The following is a 21,467-nucleotide window of genomic DNA, read 5'->3' as shown; positions in this document are numbered from 1 at the left end:
AAGCATGATTCGCAGAACACTTGGACAAATTCAATCCATGATTACGGGATCGGAGCTGTGCGGGAATGCGGCAGACGATACAGTGATTACAGGGGTATCCATCAATACGCGGACACTGAAGCCAGGCAACCTGTATATTCCGATTGCGGGCGAACGGTTCAATGGACATTCATTCGCGGAGTTGGCTATTGAAGCCGGGGCAGCAGCATTGCTGTGGAACCGCTATGAGCCAAATCCTCCGGCGGGGAGAATTCCCGTGCTGCTGGTTGATGATACGCTTCAAGCCATTCAGGCGCTGTCGAGAGCTTACCGGCTGGAGATCAATCCGGTCGTAATCGGCATTACCGGCAGCAATGGCAAGACCTCGACCAAGGATATACTGGCAGCCTCTTTGTCAGCAAAATACCGTACACATAAAACGTTTGGCAATCTGAATAACCACCTTGGTGTTCCGCTTACGCTTCTGGAAATGGAGGAGGGCACGGAGATTGCTGTTATTGAGATGGGAATGTCCGGACTGGGAGAGATTAGTCTGTTGTCTTCTCTTGCACTGCCGGACATTTCAATCATCACCAATATCGGAGATGCGCATTTGGGGGATTTGGGCAGCAGAGAATTAATCATGCAGGCCAAGCTGGAGATTGTGGAGGGGCTGCGGCAGGGCGGACTGCTTATTATGGATGGAGATAATGAACAGCTTCGCACAGCAGCACAAGCAAAAGCGCAAGCAGGCCGCTTCAGTATCAGAACCTTTGGCTTGAGTGATGCCAATGATTATTATCCGCAAACATCAGCAACAGGCATGAACGGCTCTTCTTTTACCTATATATCTCCGGATAGTGCCGGGATCAGACAACAGGTGAAGCTGCCGCTTATCGGGCAGCATCAGATACTCAATGCGCTGGCTGCGATTGCTGCTGCCGAGTATGCAGGGCTGCGCCCGGACCAGCTTGCAGACGGGCTGGAGAATGTTCAGATTACCGGCATGCGCAACGAAGTCATGCAAGCAGGCTCAAGAATCATCATTAATGATGCCTACAAGTCAAATCCGGCCAGTGCGTCTGCGTCCTTACAAATGCTGATGGCACTGGAGGAGAGACGCCAGAAGGTCGCAGTGCTTGGTGATATGCAGGATCTGGGACCATTTGCCCAGCAGCTTCACAGACAAGTTGGAGCTTGTGTACAGAAGGAGCGGCTGGACTATTTGTTTACACTTGGACAGAATTCCGTGTACACGGCACAAGAAGCCGCCAGAATTATGGGATCAGACCGGGTGTACAGCGCACAGGACAAACAGGAGCTTGGGAAGCAGCTGCGGACCATTCTGGAACCGGACGCCATCATCCTGGTGAAAGGCTCCAGGGCGATGCAACTGGAGGAAGTAGTCGAATTGCTGGTTAAGCACCAGTAAAGCTGTACAGGAAAAGGAAAGCAGTAAAAAAGGAGTGGACACCGATGCTCGCACCGGAAATATACAGGGATACATGGATAGAGGTTGATGAATCAGCCATCCGGTACAATACTGGAACAATCAAATCGATGCTGCCTGAAGGTGTCAGCCTGATGGCTGTTGTCAAGGCGGATGCTTACGGCCATGGGGATCTGGAAACGGTAAGAATTGTGCTGGAGGCAGGTGCAGACCAGCTTGCTGTTGCCTACTTGAGTGAGGCGATCAGACTGAGGGAGCACGGCATTACGGCACCCATTTTGATTCTTGCCCCGATTCAGCCGCAACAGGTGAAGCTGGCTGTTCATTACAACCTGATGCTCACCGTAACCTCTGCCCACTGGTTCCGGGAAATGCGCAACTGCAAGCAAGTGGACCCCTCCCAGCCTGTACGGGTGCACATTAAAATGGACACAGGGCTTGGGCGGATTGGCATTCGGGAACGTGAAGACTGGGATGCGATGCTGCCGTGGATCAGGGAGAAGGATATTGAAATTGCTGGCGTTTATACCCATTTTGCAACGGCTGGCCATGCAGAGATCCGTTTTCTGCAAAAGCAATATACACGCTTTCAGGAGATGTTGGGCTGGGTAAGGGCAGCAGGCTTGCGTCCGGGTATACGTCATTGTGCAGGCAGTGCGGCAGCGCTCCGTTTTCCGGGCCTTGCTATGGATATGGTACGGATTGGTGCTGCGCTGTTCGGTTTTTACCCTAAGGAACTGGTGCCAGTTGAGCTTAAGCCTGCCTTGAGCCTTCACAGCCGGTTGATTCAAGTCAAGCATCTCCGCAAGGGCGACTATATCGGCTATAATAACTCCTATCAGGCCAGGGAGGATGAATGGATCGGCACGATACCGCTCGGTTATGCGGACGGCTGGTCCCAAAGCTTGCGTGGTGCAGCCGTTTTAATAGACGGCAAGCGCGTGCCCATTGCCGGGAAAATATGTATGGATCAACTGATGATCCGGCTCCCGCATGGTTACCCTGAAGGAACACTTGTTACGCTGATCGGGGGACAGGGCGCGGAGGAAATAACCTGTTCTGAGCTGGCACGGTTAATGGACACAGCTCCCCAGGAAATCACGACTTCAATATCGGCAAGAGTAGTACGAATGTTCTCCAGTGATTCGTATAAACATGAGTTGCAGGAGAAAGAGGAAGCAACTGTAAACCATACTGTTGACAAAGCGGCAGCAGCGCCAATTAAGTTTGAAGCAGATCTCAGGCGCTTGACGCAGAGCTGTTGAGGTTTCCCGCCTTCCACGTGCCCCAAGCCCGACGTGTAGAACAATCAAGCTGCAGAGTTTTCAATCCATGAAAGCTCTGCAGCTTGATTGGAGGGATACTGATCAGGATTGGCTTTTACCAAAGCGCTGGTTGAACCGGTCAACGCGGCCGCCGGTTGATACGGTACGAAGCTTGCCGGTATAGAATGGATGGGATGCTGAACTTGTCTCCACCCGGATTACCGGATAACTCTCACCGTCTTCCCATTCCATCATTTCATTGGAGCTCTTTGTTGAACCGCTTAAAAATTTATATCCGCTGCTTACATCTAAGAAAATAACTTGCCGGTAATCCGGATGAATTCCTTCTCTCATCTCATTACATCTCCTTAAACAGTAATTATTACGTATTTATACATAAAATCATAATTGATATTTATTATCATTGTCAATTATTTTCCCCAAAAAAATCATATTTAAACGTTCCATTCCGATGATTTGATTTGCTTATTTCACAAAATTGTATTAACATATAAATTGTAATCATTCTAAACAATGTTCCTTGGCTCGTTCAATTCAACTATAGATATGAATCGATTTTGGACAGATGATATTGCCTGATCTGACGGAATAGCGGGTACGTATAAGCTTCGCAGTGAAATATAGGGAAGCTGGGAGCAGCGCATGTTCCCTTGTATTTTTGAAATAAGAGGAGGTGTCTCCATTAATGATTACTATTGCTGATGAAATTACAAGAATTAATAAGCAGCTTACAGCAAAGGGCTACAAGCTTACAACCCAACGGGAGGCTACTTTGCAGGTGCTGCTGGAGCATGAAAATGACCACTTAAGCGCTGAAGACGTATTTTTGCTGGTCAAGCAGAAAAACCCGGATATCGGAATAGCGACGGTGTACCGTAATCTGGAGCTTTTTGCCGAGTTGCATATTGTGGAAAAAATGAATTTTGGAGACGGTGTTGTACGTTTTGACCTGCGCAGCGATGATCATGAGCATATGCATCATCATTTGATCTGCAATTCTTGCGGGGCATTGAAGGAAATTAAGGATGACTGGCTGACAGAGCTTGAAGAACGACTGGAACGCGAGTACGGCTTCAAGGTACTCGATCACAGACTGGATTTTACAGGTGTGTATCAAAGCTGCAAAGACAATAATTGCAAAAAAAAACATAAAGCTGTTTCTTAATAATTTTGACAAATCAGGACCAGGAAGAGCCTTTCCATAGAGAATGGGGGGCTCTTTTTGATGTCCAACTCTATTAAAATAAGCAAGCCAGCAAACCCTTTATTTTTATATTACAATCGGAACAGGGACGGCTCAACGCACAGGGCAGATAGTCAAAAATGCCTTAGAGCGTCTTCTGTTTTATGGTGTGTAGTAAAGGCAGAAGAGACAATTTATTAAATTGGAATTACAGATAATGGTGATTATTTTCGGAGTCTAAATTATGTTAATTTATAGTAAATCGTATTGCCAATGCCTTTAATACTGTATATAATACGTTATGGAAATGATTAACTTTCTCTGCAAATTGGTGCTATTTCATTTTCAACTTTTTTTCAAGCGGACAAATAAGAAGGGGGTGTAATAACGACTAAGCAAGATATCTTTTTAATCGGGTATTTCTCATAATTATCATCTAATGAATCACTCCATCGCATCTTTGCTATGAGTCAGGTTTCACTGCCTTTACATCCTAGATGCCCTCATAATCGACTATACCTGCCCAATTCCGACAACAATTGTTGACCACACTTATGCATTTCAATATTGCAATTAAAAAACTTCATATCGCTATGCATCTAATCTCTTCTGCGGAGATGATCGCGAACTCAACCGGAAAGACTTCAGATTGCTGTTCTAGACGCTTACGAATATTTCTAATTATAGGGGAGAGTCAATGTGAACGCGAATCCTAACGAATGGTTTCCTTTGACACAAGCGCAGCGCAGAATTTGGTACATGGAAATGATGCATCCGGGTACGTCGGTTGCCACTATTGCAGGCACGAAGTACATTCGGGGCAAGGTCAACGTAGAGCTGTTGAACCAGGCTATTAGCCTGGTAATCAAGCAGTACGATGCTTTCCGCATTCGGATTGCGATGGCTGACAATCAGCCAATGCAGCATTTTGTTCCTCAGGAGCAAGTTGTTCCATCCGTTGATTATTTAGAGTGGGATAACCGGGCCGAGGCTGAATCCTGGTTGCACCGCTTTAATTTTACGCCGATTCATATTTTTGATTCAAAATTGTATCATTTCGTTGTCTTTAATTTCAACGATGAAGAGTTCTGGTTCAATGTGAAAATGAGCCATATGATCACGGATGGAATTTCCTCTCATCGTATCGTCAATAAGGTCATAGAAAACTATATTCAGCTTGCAAATGGGGAGGAGCCGGCCAGCAATAATGAAAGCACTTATCTGAATTATATACTCTCAGAACGAGAATACGAGCATTCTGACCGGTACGCAAAAGATAAAGCCTTCTGGCTGGATAAATTCAGCACCATGCCTGAAGTGCTTGGCATCAAAGCCTATCCGCCTTTTTCCATTGGTACCGAAGCGAAGCGTGCAAGTATCACAGTGAGCGGTGAAAATTATGAAAGGCTGCATCAATTCAGCCAGCAGCATAACCTTAGCGTGTTTACAATACTTTTGGGTTCTTTATATGCATTTCTGTATAAGATGACAGGGAACAATGACATTGCAATCGGTACTGCTTACGCCAATCGGACTTCCAAGCAGGACAAAGAAGCGGTCGGCATGTTCGTAAGCACAGTAGCCACACGCATGAAACTGGACCCGGATCAGGACGTACTGGCATTCCTGCATAGTGTTGCCAAGGAACAAAAAGCAAACCTCAGGCATCAAAAATACCCTTATAATCAGCTTGTTCTCGATTTGAGGGATCGGAGCAGCCGGTCCGATATCCAGGATTTGTACCGTATTTCTATCAACTATATACCAATCAACTGGACAACCTATGGCGATCTTACGGTTCGTCAGCGCAGCAGCTTTTGCGGACATGAAGTTGATGATTTGGCCATTCAGGTAGAGGATATGTTTGATGACAAGCAAATGACGTTCAACTTGGATTATCGCATGCAGTTGTTCGAGGAAGTCGAAATCAATCGCATGATGGAACAACTGATGATTATCGTAGAACAAATGCTTCGCAATCCGGAGAGGACCTTGAAGCAGCTCTCGATGATTGGCGAGCAAGAGGCTCAGACTATATTGACCCGATTCAACTGTGCTTCGGCAGCATCGTATCCGATGGATATGACTGTTCATCAGCTGTTTGAGCAGCAAGTTGAACGTACGCCGGACAAGGTTGCCGTCATGTACGATGAAAAGTTCCTGACGTATGCGGAATTGAACGACCGTGCCAATCGCCTTGCCCGAACCCTTAGAGCCCAGGGTGTAGCTGCAGAACAGTTTGTGGGCATTATGGCAGACCGATCCTTGGAAATGGTCATCGGCATTCTTGCTGTATTAAAGGCAGGAGGAGCCTATGTTCCGATAGATCCGGATTATCCGGAAGAGCGCATCCTGTATATACTTGGAGACTCAAATGCACGGGTATTAGTATCGCAGAGTCATTTGCAATCCCGAATTGGCTACACCGGAGCTTGGGTTTTGCTTGATGAAGAAAGCAGCTATGGCGAAGCAGGCAATAACCTGGAGCCGGTCACCAATCCGAATCATTTGGCCTATGTAATCTACACTTCCGGAACCACAGGCAATCCGAAGGGTGTTATGATTGAACACCGGCAGTTAGGAGCGTTGGCAAATGCCTGGAAGCAAGCTTACCGGTTAGACGATCTGGGAATCCGGACTTTGCAATGGGCCAGCTTCTCGTTCGACGTATTTACGGGCGACATGGTGCGGGCGCTGCTTCATGGCGGAGAGCTCGTTATATGTCCTGCGGAATCGCGGGCCAATCCAGCTGCCATTTGCGAGCTGATAGCTAAATACCGGATTGAAATGTTCGAATCAACTCCTGCTCTTGTTATTCCATTGATGGAATATGTGTATGAGCACAAAAAGGACATCAGCAGCCTGCGCTTACTCATCGTCGGATCAGACCACTGTCCGGCCACTGAATACCGCAAGCTAGTCGAACGTTTCGGTGCGCAAATGAGAATTTTGAACAGCTATGGCGTAACAGAAGCATGTGTCGATGCCTGTTATTACGAGCAAAATACTGCTGAATTCATGCAAGTGCTGCCGATCGGCAAGCCGCTTCCTTCGGTTTCGATGTACATTTTGGATGAGAATAAGACGCTACAGCCGATTGGCATCATTGGAGAGCTGTATATTGGCGGAGCCGGAGTCGGCAGAGGCTATTTGAACCGTGAAGACCTGACAACAGAGAAATTCGTTGCAGACCCGTACGCTCAAGGAATGATGTACCGCACGGGGGATTTGGCAAAGTGGCTGCCTGACGGGAACATCGAATACCTGGGAAGGCTTGATCATCAAGTTAAAATCCGGGGTAATCGGGTGGAAATAGGTGAAATAGAAACCCGATTGCTGCAAACATCGCTCGTCCGTGAGGCTGTTATCACAGCGCGTGAGGATGAAAATGGACTTAAAGTATTATGCGCCTATTATGTCGCCGATGCTGAAATTGCCGTTCATCAGCTGCGTACAGCACTTGCGGAGCAATTGCCGGATTATATGATTCCATCCTACTTCATGAAGCTCGAACAGATGCCGCTTACGCCGAACGGAAAGATCGACCGCAATGCGCTGCCGGCGCCATCTGGAGATTCATATACAGGCAAAGAATTCTTAGAACCCCGTACTGATGTGGAACAAGCATTGGCAAGTGTATGGCAAACGGTGCTGGGCGTGAAAAGGGTTGGCTTGCTGGATCATTTCTTCGAGCTTGGCGGAGATTCGATCAAATCCATTCAGGTATCTTCACGCATGCAGCAGGCAGGATACAAAATGGATATTCGGGACATGTTCAAATACCCGACGATTGAACAACTGAGCCCGCATTTGGCGGTGGTTCGAAGAAAAGCCGAGCAAGGGGAAGAAAGTGGGGAGGTTGAGCTTACCCCAATTCTTAGCTGGTATTTCGGACAACAAATGAAGCATTTGCATCATTATAATCAATCCATTATGCTGCATGGCAAGGAAGGTTTCGATGAGGTTGCACTGCGTAAAGCACTGCACAAGCTTACCGAACATCATGATGCGCTTCGAATTGTATTCCGGCGCACGGAGCAGGGGGATTACACTGCCTGGAACCGTCGGGCGGATGAAGGCGAGTTGTATCAACTTGATGTGATGGAACTCCGGGAATGTGCGGAAAGAGGCGAATCCGTTCGTGAGCAGCTCGTCAGCGCGGCCGAAGAAATTCAAGCCGGAATAGATCTTGAATCAGGCCCTCTTGTGCGTGCCGGATTGTTCCACTGCCCCGATGGGGATCACCTCCTGATTGCCATTCACCATGCTGTCATTGATGGCGTATCCTGGCGCATTCTCCTTGAGGATCTCGCGTCCGGTTATGAGCAGGCGCTGCAAGGGAACGAGATTCATCTTCCTGACAAAACGGACGCTTTCCGGTTATGGTCCCGCCAGCTTGCGGAATATGCCCGGCAGCCGGCAAGGGAGCAAGAGATAACGTACTGGCAGCATGTTGCACAAGCAAACGTTCAGCCGCTTCCAACGGACAAGCAGGGTATTGCCCTGCAGCAGGATAGTGAATCTGTTCTGATCGAATGGGGCCAGGATGAGACTGAATTGCTTCGGGGGCAAGCTCATCGGGCATATAACACACAGATGGATGATCTTCTTCTGGCTGCACTCGGCATCGCCTTCCAAAAATGGAGCGGGCATGAGCGGATCAGAATTAATCTGGAAGGTCACGGCCGGGAAACCATCATACCGGATATCGATATTACCCGTACGGTAGGCTGGTTTACGAGCGAGTATCCGCTATTGCTTGAGACGGGACAGACCCAAGAGCTTTCCCGAACGATCAAGGCAGTCAAAGAAACTCTGCGCAATGTACCTGACAAGGGCATGGGTTACGGTATTTGCCGCTATTTAACCAAGTCTGGCCCGGCATCTGATTGGGGAGCGGCGCCGGAGGTCAGCTTCAACTATCTGGGGCAGTTCGATCAGGATTTTGAGAACAGCGGCTTTGCCCAGTCACCGTATTCGACCGGCAGCAATATTAGCGGTGAGCAGCCCCGCCCCTATTTACTTGATATAAATGGAATGATCAATGGCGGGAAATTGCAGCTTGATATCAGCTACGGGCGCACGCAATACGAGGTGAGTACTATTGAACAACTGGCAGGTTTGTTCAAGGACAGCCTGACAGAAATTATTGAACATTGTGCGGGCAAGGAGCAAAGCGAGCTGACACCAAGCGACGTTTCGTTGCAACGGATCAGTATTCAGCAATTGGAACAAATCGTAGAGCGGGCGGGCAGCCTTGGAGAAGTGGAAGATCTATATGCATTAACACCAATGCAGAAGGGCATGTGGTTCCATGCTGCAATGGACCGGAAGACGGGAGCTTATTTCGAACTGACCCGTTTGACACTAAAGGGCGAGCTCGACATCGAAGCTTTCGCTGCCAGCTGGAATGCCCTCGTAGCGCGCCATGCTGTATTCCGTACCAATTTTCTCGTCGACGCTGATGGAGAGCCGTTGCAAGTTGTGTTTCGCAACAGACGGCTTGAATTAAAATATGAAGATTTGCGTGGTCTGGAATTATCCGAACGAGCCACGGCCATTGAACAGGAGGCAGATAAGGAACGGTCTGAAGGTTTTGACCTCGAATATGGAAATTTGATGCGCGTGTCCATTTTACAGACAGAACAGGAGGTGTATGAGATCTTATGGAGTTCCCATCATATTTTGATGGACGGCTGGTGCTTGCCGCTGGTTGCCAAAGAAGTATTCGGGACCTATTCATCGCTAGTCGGGGACAGGAAGCCGGTTCAGGCATCGGTTCCTTCTTACAATCAATATATTAAATGGCTTGAACGGCAGGATGAGCCGGCATCAGCTGCCTATTGGCAGGAGTTTCTGTCAGGTTTTGAAGAGTCGACTGTATTGCCGCATAGCAAAGCGCGCGGACAATCCGGCGTTTATGAAGCGGGACAAGTACTATGCGAGCTCGGGACAGGCTTGAGTCTCCAAATCAGTCAGGTTGCGACTTTGCATCAAGTGACCCTGTATACGCTGCTGCAGGCGGCATGGGGACTTTTGCTTCAGAAGTATAACGGGACATCTGATGTCGTATTTGGCAGCGTCGTATCCGGAAGGCCGGCGGAACTTGCCGGGATTGAAGAGATGATCGGGTTGTTTATCAACACGATTCCGGTGCGTGTAAATTGCCAAGCAGATGTCAGTTTCATAGAGGTAATGGCGCAGACGCAGGAGCAGGCATTGTCATCGGCCAAGCATGACTACTATCCGCTTTATGAAATACAAGCAAAGTCTGCCCAGAAGCAGGATTTGATCAACCATATTATGGTTTTTGAGAATTATCCGATGGAGCAGCAGCTCGAGCAGTTTGGCAGCTTGGACGGCAAAGGCCTGAAACTGGCGAATGTTGTGGTATCTGAGCAAACGAATTACGATCTGAACCTCATCATCATGCCTGGCGACAATATTGTCATTCGCTTTGAATATAACAGGCAGGTATTGGATTCGGCAGGAATGAACATCTTGAAAGGACATCTGCTGCATGTTTTGGAGCAGTTGGCATCGAACCCGCAATTGTCCGTTAGTGAGCTGCAGTTGGCAACAGAAGCGGAACAGGCTGTCATATTGAACGAATTCAATGATACGGCGGTAAAATACCCGAGTGAAAAGACAATTCATCGTCTGTTCGAAGAGCAGGCTAAGCGGGTGCCGGATGCAGTAGCTGCTGTATTGGGCAATGAAAAGTTGACGTATGGCGAGTTGAACAGGAGGGCCAATCGTATAGCATGGGAGCTTAAAAACAGTGGGGTATGCACCGGAGATCTTATCGGTATCAGTGTTGAACGCTCACTGGAAATGCTTATCGGCTTGCTGGCCATCCTGAAAACCGGCGGAGCTTACGTGCCTATCGATCCGGCTTATCCGCAAGAGCGGATTAACGCCATGCTGGCGGATACGTCGATTTCTGTTATGGTGACGCAACAGCGTCTTCGTAGCATGTGGCCGGAAAACATAAATGTCCTTGTACTTGATGAGATGGGCACACGATTCGTTCCATCTTCTGTAGAAGGTCACGATGGTAACTTGCCGGATTCCGGAACCGGAGATGGCCTGGCTTATGTGATCTATACTTCAGGGTCAACAGGAAAGCCAAAAGGTGTATGCGTTACGCATCGCGGAGTCGTGCGTCTCGTAAGCTCGCCAACCTACGTGGAAATTGAAGCTGCCGATGTATTTTTGCAGGGCTCGACCGTATCCTTTGACGCAGCAACCTTCGAAATTTGGGGAAGCCTGCTGAATGGGGCTGTACTTGCCATCCTGCCCCCAGGCAACCAATCGCTTGCAGATTGGTCCGAAGCAATCCAGCAGCACCGTGTGACTACGCTATGGATGACAGCCGGACTATTCCAGGTCATGGCCGAGCAGCATATTGACGGCTTTAGCGGAGTCAGGCAGCTGCTGGTAGGCGGAGATGTCGTATCACCTTCACATGCGCGAAAAGTGCTGGAGCATCATCAGGGAATTCGCTTGATAAACGGCTATGGACCAACAGAGAACACAACGTTTACTTGCTGCCATTCCATTACGGAAGCGGATTTGCAGCACGGCTCCATTCCGATCGGGGCACCGATTGGCAATACGAGCGTGTATGTGCTTGATGAAGCCGGACGAATTCTGCCTGTCGGTGTCATCGGAGAGCTTTATACAGGCGGGGACGGATTGGCTACAGGCTACTTGAATCGCCCTGATTTGACGGCGGAGAAATTTGTAAACCATCCGTTTATCCCTGGCGGACGGCTGTACCGGACCGGTGATCTGGCAAAGTGGCTGCCAAACGGAACGATAGAGTTTATGGGACGTTGCGATGAGCAGGTCAAAATTCGCGGCTACCGGATTGAACCTGGCGAGGTACTGACCCATGTGCTGAGTTGCGACCAGGTGGGCGAAGCCATTGTTATCGCACGTGAGGATGCAAGCGGGCAGAACGTGTTGTGTGCCTATTTCACAGCGAAAACCATGCTTGATCCTTCTGTGCTCAGCAAGAGGCTGGCACAGGAGCTGCCGGCATATATGATCCCGTCCCACTTTATTCAGATTGATGAATTGCCATTGACACCTAACGGAAAGGTCGACCGCAGAGCGCTGCCTGTTCCCGAGGAGGGGCTTCGTCTACACGGGCTCATCCGGCCGCGTACAGAGCTGGAAGAGAAGCTGGCAAGCATCTGGAAGGATGTGCTTGGCCTTGAAGACATTGGCGCGACCGATTCGTTCTTTGAATTGGGCGGACATTCCCTGCGCGCGACTATACTCGTCAGCAAGCTGCACCGGGAACTGGATGTTGTTTTGCCGCTCAGGGACGTATTCCGCTGTCCTACAATTGAGCAAATGTCTGCTGTCATTGAAGGTTTGCAGCAGGAGCACTTCCATGCCATAACGAGAACAGAAGAGCGCGACTGGTACCCGGTATCTTCGGCACAAAAGCGGTTGTTTGTTCTTCATCAGATGGAGGGAGCCGAGCAGTCTTATAATATGCCGGGGATCATGGAGATTGACGGCAAGCTGGATCGTGGCCGCCTGGAATTAGCGTTCCGGGGACTGATAGACAGACACGGGGTGTTGCGAACCGGATTCGAGTTGAGAAATGGCGAGCCTGTGCAGATCGTGCATGATCAGGTACCGTTCTCTGTGGAGTATTGGCAAGCAAGCGAGGCGGAGGAGGCCAAAGCGGTCACTCATGCTTTCGTCCGCACATTCCAACTGAATAAGCCTCCGCTAATTCGTGTCGGACTGATTCAATTAGATGCAGAGCGCCATCTGCTCCTGTTCGATATGCATCATATCATTTCCGACGGTGCTTCCATGGAAATCTTGCTGGAGGAGTTTGTAGCGCTGTATGGCGGCGGGGAATTGCCTGAATTGCATATTCAATACAAGGATTACGCGGTGTGGCAGCAATCCGCAGAATATCTGTTGCGAATGGAGCAGCAAAAGGCGTATTGGCTGGAAACACTGCGCGGAGAGCTGCCGGTTTTGCAGCTGCCAGCGGATTATCCACGGCCGGCATTCCGCAGCTTCGCAGGAAGCACACTGGAATTTTCTGTTCCTGCGGGCAAAACAGACGGGTTGAAACAGCTGGCAGCAGAGGCGGATGCCACGATGTATATGGCGCTGCTGGCACTATATTCTTCCTTGTTGTACAAGTATACCGGCCAGGAGGACGTGATCGTCGGCATGCCGATCGCCGGCAGAACGCATGACGATATACAGCCGCTTATTGGGATGTTCATCAATACGCTGCCGTTGCGTAACTACCCGGCTGGGGAGAAGACATTCCGTTCCTATTTGGAGGAAGTACGGAATTCGACGCTGCACGCTTATGAGCATCAGGAATATCCGTTGGAGGAATTAATTGACCATATTCAGCCAACGAGGGATGTAAGCCGCAATCCGGTATTCGATACCGTGCTTGTATTGCAAAATACGGAAAAAGGTGAGTGGTCCATCGACGGGCTTACCGTGAAGCCTAATCCGATTGAGCATAACATTGCCAAATTTGATCTCACCCTGCACATTGAAGAAGGCGAAGAGGGCCTGATATGCAGTATTGAATATGCAACGGCCTTGTACAAGCGTGATACGATTCAGCGGATGGCCGCTCATTTGGGTCAAATGCTGGAAGCCGTCATTGATAATCCGGACCTGCGTTTGGAGCAGCTCAGCATCGTAACAGAAGCGGAGAAACATCAATTGCTTGAACAGTTCAATGATACATCGGCAGACTATCCGCGAGACAAGACGATTCACCGCTTGTTCGAGGAACAGGTTGACCGGACACCAGAAGCGATTGCGATAACGGCAGCGGATGGAGTCATGACGTATCGGGAGCTGAACGAGCAAGCCAACCGTCTGGCTTGGACGCTGCGAGCGGAAGGAGTCGGGGCCGACAAGCTGGTTGGCATCATGGCCGAGCGCACAACAGACATGCTTGTAGGGCTTCTCGCCATTCTCAAGGCCGGAGGCGCTTATGTGCCGATCGATCCGGAGTATCCGGAAGACCGCATCGGTTACATGCTGACCGATTCCGGGGCCGACATTTTGCTGCTGCCAAAACATCTGCGGGAGCAGGTGGAATTTGCGGGCAAGGTGCTGTTCCTTGATGACGGGCAGGCATACAGCGGGGAAGCTTCCAATCCGCCAGCGGTCAACAAGCCTTCTGATCTGGCTTATGTCATCTATACATCCGGAACGACAGGCAAGCCGAAGGGAACGCTGATTGCGCATAAAAATGTCGTGCGGCTGCTGTTCAACAGCAAAAATCTGTTCGACTTTAATGCTTCTGATACCTGGACCTTGTTCCATTCCTTCTGCTTTGACTTCTCGGTATGGGAAATGTACGGGGCTCTGCTATACGGCGGAAAACTGGTTGTCGTCCCGCAGCTCACAGCCAAAAGCCCGGCGAAGTTCCTGGAGCTGCTTGCCGAAGAACGGGTTACGGTTCTGAACCAGACACCGACCTATTTCTATCAGCTGATGCGGGAAGCCTTGGCAGACGGAAGTCCGGAATTGAACATTCGGATGGTAATATTCGGCGGGGAAGCACTGAGCCCGCAGTTGCTGAAGGACTGGAGAGAGAAATATCCGGCCACCAAGCTGATCAATATGTACGGCATTACAGAAACGACAGTGCATGTGACGTACAAAGAAATTACCGAAATGGAAATCGGGCAGGCACGAAGCAACATTGGATTCCCGATTCCAACCTTGCGGATTTACATTTTGGATGCGAACTGGCAGTGTGTGCCGATTGGCGTAGCGGGAGAAATGTACGTAGCAGGCGAAGGGCTCGCCCGCGGATATCTCAACCGCCCTGAACTTACTGCAGACCGGTTTGTGGACAATCCGTTTGAACCGGGAAGCAAAATGTACAAGACCGGAGATTTGGCGAAGTGGCTGGGAGACGGCAACATTGAATATTTGGGCCGGATCGATCATCAGGTCAAAATTCGCGGCTACCGGATTGAGCTGGGGGAAGTGGAATCTCAAGTTACGAAGCTTGCATCGGTCCGGGAAGCAATCGTCCTTGCACGGGAAGAAAGCAGCGGAGAAAAGCTGCTATGCGCTTACTTTGTAGCAGATCGCCAATGGACCGTAAGCGAGCTGAGAAACGAGTTGTCGCAGGAATTGCCGGCGTATATGATTCCGTCTTATTTTGTGCAGCTGGAGCGGATGCCGCTCACCTCCAATGGCAAGGTAGACCGCAAGGCACTGCCGTCACCAGAGGGAAGCATCCATACAGGGGCGGAATATGTCGCGCCTCGTACGCCTCTCGAAGCAGGTCTGGCCCGCATCTGGGAGCAATTGCTTGGCCTTGATCAAGTCAGCGTGAACGATAATTTCTTCGAACTTGGCGGACATTCCTTGCGTGCGACAGCTTTGGTCAATAAAGTGCATCAGGAATTGAATATTCAATTATCGCTGCGTGAGGTATTCCGCTTCCCTACAATCGGAGAGATGGCGGGTGCCGTGTCGGCAATGGACAAGGACACGTATTCCGCTATTCCGGTCGCAGATGCGCAGGAGCATTACCCGGTGTCCTCCGCACAGAAGCGGCTGTACATCTTGCATCAGCTGGAGGGCGCAGAACAAGGCTACAACATGCCTGGCATAATGCTGCTTGAAGGAAGGCTGGACCGCAACAGGTTCGAAGCCTCGTTCCACGCCTTGATCAGGCGTCATGCTGTCTTGCGTTCCGGCTTTGAACTTGTGGGAGGGGAACCTGTACAGCGGGTACTGGATACCGTAGATTTTTCGGTCGAATACAGTAAAGCCGGAGAACATGAGGTTCAGCAGCGGGTAAAACAGTTCATTCGCGCTTTTGAGCTCGATCAGCCGCCGTTGCTGCGAGTCGGATTAATCGAAATTGAAGAGGCAGAGGACCGGTATGTACTCCTGTTCGACATGCATCATATTATTTCCGATGGCGTATCGATAGGCATCGTTCTGCAGGAATTGTCGCAGCACTATCATGGGGAAAGCGTTCCGCCGCTCCGAATTCAATATAAGGACTATGCGGTATGGCAGCAGTCGGAAGAGCAGAAGGAACAATTGAGTAAGCAGCAGGCCTACTGGCTTTCTCAATTCCGCGGTGAATTGCCGGTATTGGAGCTGCCGACAGATTTTGTGCGGCCGGCAGTGCAGAAATACGACGGGGTTACGCTTCCATTCAGAGTTGACAAGCAAGTAAGTGAGGGCTTGAAACAGATTGCTGCTGACACCGGCACAACATTATATATGGTGCTCCTTGCCGCCTATACCGTTTTGCTTCAAAAGTATACAGGCCAGGGGGACATCGTCGTCGGAACACCGATTGCCGGCCGGACACATGGCGAACTGCAGCCGCTTATCGGTATGTTTGTCAACACGCTTGCAATTCGCACGTATCCCGAAGGCGGGAAGCCGTTCAGATCGTATCTGGATGAAATCAAGAGCACGATGCTGGGGGCTTATGAGCATCAGGACTATCCGTTTGAAGATTTGGTCGAAAGTCTGAAGCTAACCAGGGATTTAAGCCGCAATCCGTTGTTTGACACGATGTTTGCCCTGGACAATACGGAACTGCTGGGCGATTCGCTGGGTGAATTTCAAATGAAGCCGTACCCGATGGAATATACGATATCCAAATTCGATGTGAGCCTGGATATTAAAGAAGATCAGGAGGGGCTGGATTGCAGCTTCGAATATGCAACTTCCTTGTTCACAAATGAGACGGTTGTCCGTATGGCTCAGCACTTCGAACAATTGCTTCGGGGGATCGTCAGTGAGCCGGGAGCGAAGCTGGAAGAGCTTGGCATATTGACGCCAAATGAATATGGAGAGATTTTGCACGTGTTCAACCAGCCACAAGATGAGGCCGCCTCTTTTGGCACGGTCCACTGTCTGTTCGAAGAGCAGGCTGTGCGTACGCCGGAGCATACGGCGGTTGTATCCGGGAATGAGCGCATGACCTACCGCGAGTTGAACGAACGGGCCAATAAGCTCGCAAGAACGCTTCGAGTGCAAGGCGTGAGGCCGGATGAGCTGATTGGTATTATGGCTGATCGTTCGCTTGAGATGATAGTAGCGGTATTGGCAGTCCTGAAGTCGGGTGCGGCTTATATGCCAATCGACCCGGAATATCCTGAGGATCGCATTGGCTATATGCTGGAAGATGCGGCAGCCCGCTTGCTGCTGACTCAGCGCCATTTGCAGGAGAAGGTGGCTTTTGAAGGAACGTGGGTGCTGCTTGATGAGGAAACTGCCTATCATGAAGACGGAACGAATCTGGAGCCAATCAGCAAGCCTTCTGATTTGTGTTATGTCATCTATACATCAGGAACGACCGGCAATCCGAAAGGGGTCATGATTGAGCATCGCCAGTTGGCGGCTATGGCCGATTCCTGGAAAACGGAATACGGACTGCATGAACCGGGCATCAAGTGGCTGCAATGGGCCAGCTTCTCGTTTGACGTATTCTCCGGCGATCTCGCCCGGACACTGCTGCATGGCGGAGAACTTATTCTCTGTCCAAGCGAAGCAAGAGCGAATCCGGCTGCGATATGCGAGCTTGTCCGCAATACGGGTATCCACATGTTCGAATCAACGCCGGCTCTTGTGCTCCCGCTCATGGAGCATGTGCATGAGCACCAATTGGATATCGACAGCCTGAAGCTGTTAATAATCGGCTCCGATCTGTGCCCGGCAGATGATTTCCGCAGACTGCTTGACCGCTTCGGTTCACATTTGCGAATCATTAATAGCTACGGGGTGACCGAAGCATGTGTGGACTCCAGCTATTATGAACCGCAATCCGCGGATACCGTCCGTGCAGTTCCAATTGGCAAACCTCTTCCGCACGTATCGATGTATATCCTGGGCGATAATCAATCGCTCCAGCCCGTCGGTCTGGCAGGAGAGCTGTATATCGGGGGTGCCGGAGTAGGGCGCGGATACTGGAGAAGACCTGAACTGACGGCGGACAAATTCGTTAGCGATTCATTTGTAACGGGCCAACACATGTACCGTACAGGCGATTTGGCGAAATGGCTGCCGGACGGCAACATCGAATTAATTGGGCGGACGGATCATCAGGTCAAAATTCGCGGCTACCGGATTGAAATCGGTGAAGTCGAATCGAAACTGCAGCAAACGCCGGATGTTCGTGAAGCGGCTGTTGCCGCACGGGAGGACGGCAGCGGGCGCAAGGTACTGTGCGCTTACTATACGTCCGGGCGTGAGCTGACGGCAGGGGAATGGAGAGCAGCTCTGTCCAAGGAATTACCGTCCTATATGATCCCGTCACATTTCTTGCGGCTTGACCGCATGCCGCTTACACCGAATGGAAAACTTGACCGCAAGGCACTGCCTGCACCGGAAGGCATTGCATATACCGGCACAGAATATGCAGCGCCGCGTACGGATGCAGAGAAAGCGCTGGCTGCCGCATGGCAGAGTGTTCTGCATGTGGAGCGGATTGGAACGAACGACCATTTCTTTGAACTGGGCGGGGACTCCATTAAATCCATTCAAGTATCCTCCCGTCTGCATCAAGCGGGCTACAAGCTGGAAATACGCGATCTGTTCAAATATCCGACGATTGCACAATTGGGCCTCCACCTCCAACTGGCCAGCAGGATAGCCGACCAGGGCGAAGTATCCGGTGCAGCGGAGCTTACACCGATTCAACGCTGGTATTTCGGACTGGATCTGGAAGATGTGCATCACTACAATCAGTCGGTTATGCTGTATCGCCAGGACGGGTTCGATGAGACGGCTGTCCGCAAGACATTGCGGAAAATTGTGGAGCATCATGATGCACTGCGAACCGTGTTCCGCAAAACGGAAACCGGATTTGCCGCCTGGAACAGGACAATTGGAGAGGGAGAATTGTTTGGCTTCATCACCCTGGATGTGGCGAACGACGAGGATGGCGCACTGGCAATTGAAGCAAAAGCAAACGAAGTTCAGGCGAGCATAGATTTGCATGACGGACCGCTTGTGAAAGCTGGCTTATTCCGCACAGAAGAAGGCCATCATTTGCTCCTTGCGATCCATCATGCTGTTGTGGACGGAGTGTCATGGCGCATCCTGCTGGAGGATTTTGCAGCTGGCTATGAGCAGGCATGCAATGGCAGCGATATCCGCCTGCCGTCCAAGACAGATTCGTATCTTGCATGGTCAAGAAGCTTGGTTGAGCACGCCGCAAGCCCGTCTCTGACAGAGGAACGCAGCTATTGGAACAGCGTTTTGAACGACGGCGCTGCTTCACTGCCCAGAGACTTTGACGGCAGGAAGGGTATTCAGCAGGATAGCAGTTCCGTCATTATCACCTGGAGCCAACAGGAAACCGAGCAACTGCTGAAGCATGTGCATCGGGCTTATAACACGGATATGAATGACATATTACTTGCGGCGCTTGCAACGGCTGTGCGGAAATGGAGCGGACAGAAGCGGGTGCTCGTCAATCTGGAGGGACATGGACGGGAGCCGGTTTCCGGGGAATTGGACATTTCACGGACGGTCGGCTGGTTCACAAGTGAATATCCGGTGCTGCTGCAATCAGAGCCGGATCAAAGCCTGGCTTACCATATCAAAGGATTAAAAGAGAAGCTGCGCCGGATTCCGAACAAGGGCATCGGATATGGCTTGTGCCGCTACTTGAGCGTGCAGGCAGACGACCCGAAATGGGGTGCTGCTCCGGACATCAGCTTTAACTACTTGGGACAATTTGATCAAGACTCCATGGGAGACGGTATGTCGATATCACCGTATTCGAGAGGCGCTGATGCCAGCAGCAAACATGATCGGCAATATGCGCTCGATATCAATGGAGCGATTGAAAATGGCACCCTGTCCTTTGATATCAGCTACAGCAGTACAGAGTACCGCAGGGAGACGATTGAGCAAATGGCTGGCCACATGCATGCAAGCCTGCAGGAGATTATTGCACATTGCATTGCGCAGGAGCATACAGAATTGACACCAAGCGATTTGCTGCTGCAAGGGCTGAGTGTTGGACAGCTGGAACAAATTACTGAAGACACACAAGATATTGGCATCATCGAAAATATGTATATGCTGACGCCAATGCAGAAGGGCATGTGGTTCCACAATGCAGTAGACGGGGAAGAAGGAGCTCATGGCGCGTATTTCGAACAAACCCGATTTACGCTCAGAGGTGAGCTTGATCCTGATCTGTTCATGAGAAGCCTGAATAAACTGGCTGCCAAGCATGCGGTGCTGCGCACAAACTTTTACAGTTTGGATGGCGAACCGGTCCAAATCGTGTTCCGGGAAGGAAGGATTGCGTGCACGTATGAAGATCTGAGCCAGCTGCCGTCTGGAGACCAAATAGCCGCAATAGAGAATATCGTATCCGGCGACAAGCAGAGAGGCTTTGATTTACAGCGTGATCCGCTGGTGCGGGTCACCCTGATGCGGACAGAAGCATTATGCTGCCACGTATTGTGGAGCTCCCATCATATTCTGATGGACGGCTGGTGCTTGCCGCAGCTGACAGATGAACTGTTCCGCACATACGCTGCGACTGCAGGTCAGCCTTCGGGATTCAAGCTGCGCGAGGAGGCAGACTCGCCTGACTACAGCCGGTACATCGAATGGCTGGCTGGGCAGGATATGGACGCTGCAGCGGAATATTGGAAAGGCTATCTGGCAGGATATGATCAGCAGACACGATTGCCTGGAGGCAAATCCGCAGGAAAAGATAAGCAATATGTACTGGAACAAGCGCATCTCAAATTGGGAACCGGGCTTACTTCCCGCCTGAACCGTGTCGCCAAGCAGCACCAAGTGACCTTGAATACTTGGCTGCAAGCGGCTTGGGGAATCGTGCTCCAAAACTACAACGGGACTGAGGATGTCGTTTTTGGCGGTGTCGTGTCGGGCCGTCCGGCTGAGGTGCCGGGTGTCGAATCGATGATTGGATTGTTCATCAACACGATACCGGTTCGCGTTAGCTGCGCAGCTGAAACAAGCTTCGCCGAAGTTGCGGCACAGCTGCAAAATACGGCTCTCGAATCCGGGCGATATGATTATTATCCATTATATGAGGTGCAATCCGGAACGTCGCAGAAGCAGGACTTGATCAGTCATATTATGGTGTTCGAGAATTACCCGCTGGACGAACGGATGGAACAGACTGGCGATGACGCCGGTCAAGGGCTGTCTATATCCGATGTACAAGCGGCCGAACAGACGAATTTTGATTTCAATTTCATGATTGTGCCGGGAGATGATCTGCTCATTCGCTTTGATTACAATGCGCAGGTGTACGACCGTGCCGATATGGAGCGGCTGCAAAATCACCTCATGCATGTACTGGAACAAGCAGCGGACAACCCGGATGTTGCCGTTGGCAAGCTGGAACTGGCTACCGAAGCCGAGAAGGCGGAACTGATCGCAGCGTTCAATGATACGGCTGCGGACTACCCGCGCGAACAGACAATTCACGGGATGTTCGAGGAGCAAGTGCAGCGGACGCCGGATGCTCCGGCAGTGCTGTTCGGGGAAGGAAGCCTGACCTATGGGGAGCTGA

5 protein-coding genes are annotated in these 21,467 nt (G+C 50.5%); 4 read left to right on the top strand and 1 reads right to left on the bottom strand.

The window, feature by feature from the left end:
• Window positions 1-4 precede the first annotated feature (4 nt).
• Entirely contained in the window at window positions 5-1,411 is a 1,407-nt protein-coding gene (locus tag H583_RS0131240; RefSeq protein ID WP_028563907.1) for a UDP-N-acetylmuramoyl-tripeptide--D-alanyl-D-alanine ligase, read from the top strand.
• Window positions 1,412-1,455: 44 nt separating this feature from the next.
• Window positions 1,456-2,694, top strand: a complete 1,239-nt coding sequence (alr, locus tag H583_RS34990; protein WP_051237295.1) for an alanine racemase — start codon at window positions 1,456-1,458, stop codon at window positions 2,692-2,694.
• Between the two features lie 102 nt (window positions 2,695-2,796).
• On the opposite strand, the gene H583_RS0131230 is transcribed toward alr, so the two are convergent.
• On the bottom strand, window positions 2,797-3,048 hold the full coding sequence (locus tag H583_RS0131230) for a type B 50S ribosomal protein L31 (RefSeq protein WP_028563906.1): 252 nt from the start codon (window positions 3,046-3,048) through the stop codon (window positions 2,797-2,799).
• Window positions 3,049-3,400: 352 nt separating this feature from the next.
• On the opposite strand from H583_RS0131230, the gene fur reads away from it, so the two are divergent.
• Complete coding sequence (gene fur / locus H583_RS0131225; protein ID WP_028563905.1) at window positions 3,401-3,880, top strand: ferric iron uptake transcriptional regulator; 480 nt, start codon at window positions 3,401-3,403, stop codon at window positions 3,878-3,880.
• Between the two features lie 717 nt (window positions 3,881-4,597).
• Window positions 4,598-21,467 (top strand): non-ribosomal peptide synthase/polyketide synthase (locus tag H583_RS34985; RefSeq protein ID WP_051237293.1); only part of this gene is annotated, 16,870 nt, incomplete at its 3' end.

It is taken from the genome of Paenibacillus pinihumi DSM 23905 = JCM 16419 (genome assembly GCF_000422505.1).
Taxonomy (GTDB): domain Bacteria; phylum Bacillota; class Bacilli; order Paenibacillales; family Paenibacillaceae; genus Paenibacillus_D; species Paenibacillus_D pinihumi.
This window is presented reverse-complemented; position numbering and strand designations above follow the sequence as displayed.

Coding starts and splice junctions, on each gene's coding strand:
- H583_RS0131240 (WP_028563907.1), top strand. CDS start 5: ATGATTCGCAGAACACTTGGACAAATTCAATCCATGATTACGGGATCG.
- alr (WP_051237295.1), top strand. CDS start 1,456: ATGCTCGCACCGGAAATATACAGGGATACATGGATAGAGGTTGATGAA.
- H583_RS0131230 (WP_028563906.1), bottom strand. CDS start 3,048: ATGAGAGAAGGAATTCATCCGGATTACCGGCAAGTTATTTTCTTAGAT.
- fur (WP_028563905.1), top strand. CDS start 3,401: ATGATTACTATTGCTGATGAAATTACAAGAATTAATAAGCAGCTTACA.